This is a genomic window from Amycolatopsis sp. SID8362 (assembly GCF_010550475.1).
In the GTDB taxonomy this organism is placed as follows: domain Bacteria; phylum Actinomycetota; class Actinomycetes; order Mycobacteriales; family Pseudonocardiaceae; genus Amycolatopsis; species Amycolatopsis eburnea.
Map to the genome: position 1 here is coordinate 1 of NZ_JAAGNB010001534.1, position 1,612 is coordinate 1,612.

Here is a 1,612-nt window from a genome sequence, read left to right on the forward strand (position 1 = left end):
TGCGGCGCTGCTCGCCGCGCCGGACGCGAAGACCGCGCACGGGCAGGCGCCCGCCGGCGGCGGCGTGACGGTCGTGCTGTCCAAGACGCTGAACCGCGTGCTGGTGATGGACGCCGGGCTGCCGGCCCAGCCGGGCGGGAAGGTCTACGAGGCCTGGCTGATCACCGGGACGGACGCGCCGCGCTCGGCCGGGGTGCTCGCGCCGGCGGCCGACGGGGGACTGGTCGTCGCGGACGGCGTCGGCAGCGCCGACCACCTGGCGGTGAGCCTCGAACAGGCCGGGGGATCGCCCAGCGGGACGCCCACCGAAGTGCTCATGAGCATGCCCGTACCGGCTTGAGCCGGGCGCCATAGCAGACCGGGCGCCGGCGGTGCTCGCGGCTCCTCGCTCTTGCGCGCTCGAACGTGTTGTGGCAAAACACCTTTGCGACACACGGCGTGCCTACTGGATTAGAGCCTGCCTGGTGCCTACCGTCCTGCCTAACGTCGGCAGTTGACATAACTCTCGATCTGCGGTTGAGGTTGAAGGTTGATCATCCGCCGGCGGGCTGTACGGGCACAACGATCAGGAAGGCGGACTTCGATGACGCCCCCGCACAACTACCTTGCGGTGATCAAGGTGGTCGGCATCGGCGGTGGCGGCGTGAACGCCGTGAACCGCATGATCGAGGTCGGCCTCAAGGGTGTCGAGTTCATCGCGGTGAACACCGACGCACAGGCACTGCTCATGTCCGACGCCGACGTCAAGCTGGACATCGGCCGCGAACTCACCCGGGGCCTCGGCGCGGGCGCCGCCCCCGAGGTCGGCCAGAAGGCCGCCGAAGACCACCGCGAAGAGATCGAAGAGGTCATCAAGGGCGCCGACATGGTGTTCGTGACGGCCGGCGAAGGCGGCGGCACCGGCACCGGTGGCGCCCCGGTCGTGGCGCAGATCGCCCGCAAGCTGGGCGCGCTGACCATCGGCGTCGTGACCCGCCCGTTCACCTTCGAGGGCAAGCGCCGCGGCAAGCAGGCCGAGGACGGCATCCAGTCCCTGCGCAACGAGTGCGACACGCTGATCGTGATCCCGAACGACCGGCTGCTGCAGCTCGGCGACATCGGCGTCTCGCTGATGGACGCGTTCCGCTCCGCGGACGAGGTGCTGCTCTCCGGTGTCCAGGGCATCACCGACCTGATCACCACCCCGGGCCTGATCAACCTCGACTTCGCCGACGTCAAGAGCGTCATGTCCGGCGCGGGGTCCGCGCTGATGGGCATCGGGTCGGCCAGAGGAGAGGGCCGGGCCATCCAGGCGGCCGAGAAGGCGATCAACTCGCCGCTGCTGGAGGCGTCGATGGACGGCGCCCACGGCGCCCTGCTGTCCATCGCCGGCGGCTCCGACCTGGGCCTGTTCGAGATCAACGAGGCCGCCTCGCTGGTGCAGGAGTCCGCGCACCCGGACGCCAACATCATCTTCGGCACGATCATCGACGACTCCCTCGGCGACGAGGTCCGCGTCACGGTGATCGCGGCTGGGTTCGACGCCGGCGCGCCGACCCACAAGAAGCTCGACCCGTCGACCTTCGGCTCCGGCTCGCGCCAGTCGTCGACGACCGCGTCGGCCGCGGCCGGC

The 1,612-nt window shown here is 70.3% G+C and carries 2 protein-coding genes; both read left to right on the forward strand.

Annotated elements, in window-relative coordinates; genetic code table 11:
- A partial coding sequence (locus G3I65_RS47295) for an anti-sigma factor (protein ID WP_160701901.1) occupies window positions 1-340 on the forward strand: 340 nt, incomplete at its 5' end.
- A gap of 243 nt (window positions 341-583) precedes the next feature.
- Window positions 584-1,612 (forward strand): cell division protein FtsZ (gene ftsZ / locus G3I65_RS47300; protein ID WP_160701902.1); only part of this gene is annotated, 1,029 nt, incomplete at its 3' end.